This window comes from Bradyrhizobium sp. (assembly GCF_049512235.1).
Classification (GTDB): Bacteria; Pseudomonadota; Alphaproteobacteria; order Rhizobiales; family Xanthobacteraceae; genus Bradyrhizobium.
Map to the genome: position 1 here is coordinate 1 of NZ_JBEKXH010000670.1, position 3,835 is coordinate 3,835.

The 3,835-nt window shown below is 62.7% G+C and carries 4 protein-coding genes; 2 read left to right on the forward strand and 2 right to left on the reverse strand.

The features are described from left to right. Nucleotides 1-107 precede the first annotated feature (107 nt). The gene (locus tag ABSG20_RS33655) at nt 108-548 is read right to left on the reverse strand and encodes a DoxX family protein (RefSeq protein WP_423868753.1); all 441 of its coding nucleotides are present in this window, start codon (nt 546-548) and stop codon (nt 108-110) included. A 99-nt stretch (nt 549-647) separates the two neighbouring features. Here ABSG20_RS33655 and ABSG20_RS33660 point away from each other — a divergent pair, with 99 nt between their 5' ends. Both ABSG20_RS33660 and ABSG20_RS33665 read left to right on the forward strand, forming a co-directional pair. Further along, nucleotides 648-1,556 carry a LysR family transcriptional regulator gene (locus tag ABSG20_RS33660; RefSeq protein ID WP_423868754.1) on the forward strand — a complete coding sequence of 303 codons (909 nt, stop codon included), beginning with the start codon at nt 648-650 and terminating at the stop codon, nt 1,554-1,556. A gap of 312 nt (nt 1,557-1,868) precedes the next feature. Beyond that, on the forward strand, nt 1,869-3,098 hold the full coding sequence (locus ABSG20_RS33665) for a heme-binding protein (protein ID WP_423868755.1): 1,230 nt from the start codon (nt 1,869-1,871) through the stop codon (nt 3,096-3,098). 469 nt (nt 3,099-3,567) lie between these two features. Here the strand turns inward: ABSG20_RS33665 and ABSG20_RS33670 are convergent. Further along, on the reverse strand, nt 3,568-3,835 hold a 268-nt coding region (locus tag ABSG20_RS33670; protein WP_423868756.1), incomplete at its 5' end, for a GAF domain-containing protein.

Here is a 3,835-nt window from a genome sequence, read left to right on the forward strand (position 1 = left end):
CCGAAGCAGCGCTTCCTGCCCATGGACCCCCCACCCCCGATCCCTCCCCACCGCTTCGCGGGGGGAGGGGAGAACCAGATCCGATTCAATAGTTTTGACGGCTGGCCTTAATGAGAGTGTGCGCCGTGCAGTCCGCTGGCAAGGCCCGTGCCGGGCGACAGGCGCAGCGCGTAGGCACCGTCGCCGAGCAGCGCCTGGACCATCAACGCGATGGCCCAGAAGGCCGGGTATTCCCAGCCGCCATTGGCGTTGTTGAAGAAGAACCCGGCCGCACCGTGCACCGTGAAGATCGCGCCGAGCAGGATCGGCACCAGCGCAATCGCCGCGATCCGGGTCCACAAACCCAGGATCAGCGCGATGCCGCCGATCACTTCGGCTGAAATCACGACATAGGCAAGCGCAGGCGGCAGCCCGACACTGCCGAAAAACTTCGCCGTTCCCGCCGGGGTGAAGACGAAAAATTTGAGGCTGGCGTGGGCGAGAAAGAGAATTCCGAGGCTGACGCGGAGCAAAAGCGCCGCATAGGGCGCGGTTCGGGAATCGATCATGGCTGTCTCCTGTTGAGTCAGCGCCTTATGATCCATTCCAAAGAGATGGATAATCTGCTAGTTTGGAATGACAGCTCACACCGTAGGAGTGAGATTACCGTGCTGGATCGGCTGACGGGTCTTGAAGTATTCGCAAAAGTCGCCGCCGCCGGCAGCCTGTCGTCCGCAGCGCGCGCCATGGGCCTGTCGCAGACCATGGTGACAAAACACATTGCCGCGCTGGAGGCGCGGCTCGGCGTCAAGCTTTTCCACCGCACCACGCGACGGCTTTCGCTGACCGAGTCCGGCCGCTTCTACCTCGAAGCCTCCGAGCGCATTCTTGCCGAAATGGAAGCCGCCGATGCCACCGTGGCGGCCGATCGGGTCGAGCCCAGGGGGCTACTTCGGCTCAATGTGCCCTTGGCGTTCGGCACCCGGCAGATCGCGCCTCTGCTGTCCGAGTTTGCGCAGCGCCATCCGCGCGTCGGCGTAGAGGGCTGGGATCTGGCGGTTCGCATCGGCAACCTGAGCAGTTCGAGCCTGATCGCACGGCGGATCGCGCCCTGCCGCCTCGTCGTCTGCGCGGCGCCGTCTTATCTCGATGCGCGGGGTTACCCGCTCACGGTGTCGAGCCTGAAGGATCATAATTGTCTAGGTTACACGCTGTCGCAACAGCGCGCCGATCGCTGGGCGTTTGGCGCGCGGGCGGAAGTCAGCGTTGGCATTTCCGGCAATCTGCGCGCCAACAATGGCGATGCGCTGCGCGCTGCCGCGATCGCGGGACAGGGTCTGGTCTACCAGCCGACCTTCATCGTCGCCGATGATCTGCGCGCCGGCACGCTGGTGGAGCTCCGCCTGGACCAGCCGACGGTCGAGCTCGGCGGCATCTATGCCGTCTACCTGCCGGACCGCGATCCGCCGGCCAAGGTGCGCGCCTTCATCGACTTCATCGCCAACCGCTTCCTGCCCGAACCGCCCTGGGATCGCGGCCTCGCCGCGCCGCACGGAAGCGACGTCGTCGCGGGTTGATTGACGGGGGTGGGTTCGTGCTGCCTTCGCCGCGCGCCTGGAGCAGCGATTCCGTCAAACCAATCGGTTCAGGCCACGAGCGTTATCCTCTCACTCCCTCGCCCGCTCTTCGCGGGGGAAAGGATCTTTTGCCGAATGTGAACTATCTCACAGCGGCCCAGTGCACCGGGGCTTAGAGTTCCAGCAACATTTACTGACAGCCGAGACATATACGGAAGCTGCCGGGTGCGGCATCACCCAAATACACAACGTGCCATTCACTCGTCGCCCTGCAAAGCGGGCATCAACAATCTTCGGCAAAGGATCACGTCCATGGCTGATGAAACGCCCCTCCGCGCAAAAATCTCACTGCCGGTCGATTTCCGGATCGACGAGGTCAAACAGATCGTTGGCGCTGCTCCGACGCCGACGCCCCCTCTCGGCGTCCTTGAGAATTTCACCGGTGAGTTCGCGGGGACCGGCTTCAACACGGTCTTCCGCCCCAACGGCGCGCCGCCGACGACCACGACGTTCGCCAACCCGATCCCGCCGCCGCCGATCCTGACGCCGCCGAACGAGAATGTCCTCGAACTCAATCTGACGACGGAGACCCTGTCCTTTTCGGCATCCCTTGGGAGTGTGCCCAATCGCGGCCTGGGAATGCCGTTGGCCGTCAATGGTAACGCCCAGGAAGACATTTTCCTCAATGGCGTGCCTTATGTGCAAGCCATCAGCGACGTCACCAACCCGGCGACGGGAAAAGGCGACGGCAAGGCTCAGGGCATTCACTTCGAACCCGGCATCTGGCTGAACGTTCCGGCGACCAAGCACGTCCCCGCTCTCGCCAATTCGCTCGTCCGCATGGCCTCCATCCCGCACGGGACGACCATCAACGCGCAGGGACCGGCGCCTACCACTGTCATCAATGGCCCACCGAACATCCCGTCGGTGAACATCACGCCCTTCGTCATTGGCAGCAACCCGCCGGAACTCATCACCTTCGCCAGCCAGACGGCGGCGAACAAAGACACGCCGCGAATTCCCCAGGACCTCACGAAATTCATCGCCTCCGGAGCGATCAATCAGGCGATATTGACTGACCCCAATACGGTGCTGCGCAACGCCATTGCGGGCCAGACGATCACCAAGACGATCGTCTTCACTGTCTCCACAACGCCGTCGCCGCCGGAATTCGGCGGAGGAACGGCCAACATCGCCTTCCTGGAGGGCAACGCCGCAGGAACGTCGGCCAACGCCAGTTCGGTCCGGATGAACGCGACGTTCTGGGTCGAGACCGTGGAGCATCTGATCCACATTCCGGTTTTCAAACCTGGCGAAGGACCTTTGAGAATCCCGGCCAAGCCCGGGACGCAAGGGCCGGTGTTCACCGGTACACCGCCGCGCGAGATCCCGGCGCCGATCACCATCAAGGTGACCTCGACGCAGATCCAATATTCTCAGGTGGTGTTCCTCAACTTCGCCGGACTCACTTGGCCGCATGTCTCGGTGGCGACGCTCACGCCGGCAGGTGATGTGCCGATCCCAGTAAGCGCCTGGCCATAGGGCGGCCGCACGGTCACTGTAGCGCTGACCGGCGGCGGCGCCGACATCATGAAGCATCCGCCGCCAGCCCTGCGAGACTGCCGAAAATGCCGCCTATGAAATAGGGATTTTCAAGCCGTCATTGCGGGCCACCGGCTCGGCGCAAGGCGCCGTCCGGCGAGCGAAGCAATCCACTTAAGCGTACGCCGCGCGATGGATTGCTTTGTCGCAAGGGCTCCTCGCAATGACGGTGGAAGATCCCGGGGATCGGATTTGGCGACGCGCGCGAGCGCGCGGCTCCCACGATGATGTAATACTTGACCTGACAGGTTTCACGGAATCGGTCGTCTAGCCAAACTGGGGCAGTTCGCAAAATCAAACTCGCTGATCGCAGATCAGGCAGCCACCGATGCCGGCCTTGACTTCCGATGAACTTTTTGGCGGTGGACCGGCGCTTGGGGCAGCGAAATGCGGGCAGGCCCGCCTTTCTCTAGCCTGCCAAGTTACGGATTTCCTGCATCGCGATGTCTGCCAAGTCATGCAATCGCTCGAGGTCGGATGCGTGCAGCGTACGGGGTCGGGTATCGATCAGGCACAATGTCCCGATACAGCTTCCGTTATCGAGGATCAATGGATAGCCGGCATAGAACCTGATTCTGGGCTCGTTCATCACCAGCGGATTGTCGGCGAACCGGTCGTCCAGGAAGGCGTCCTCTATGATCATCGGTGCACGGCTATGGACCACGTGAGCGCAGAAC

Coding starts and splice junctions, on each gene's coding strand:
- ABSG20_RS33655 (WP_423868753.1), bottom strand. CDS start 548: ATGATCGATTCCCGAACCGCGCCCTATGCGGCGCTTTTGCTCCGCGTC.
- ABSG20_RS33665 (WP_423868755.1), top strand. CDS start 1,869: ATGGCTGATGAAACGCCCCTCCGCGCAAAAATCTCACTGCCGGTCGAT.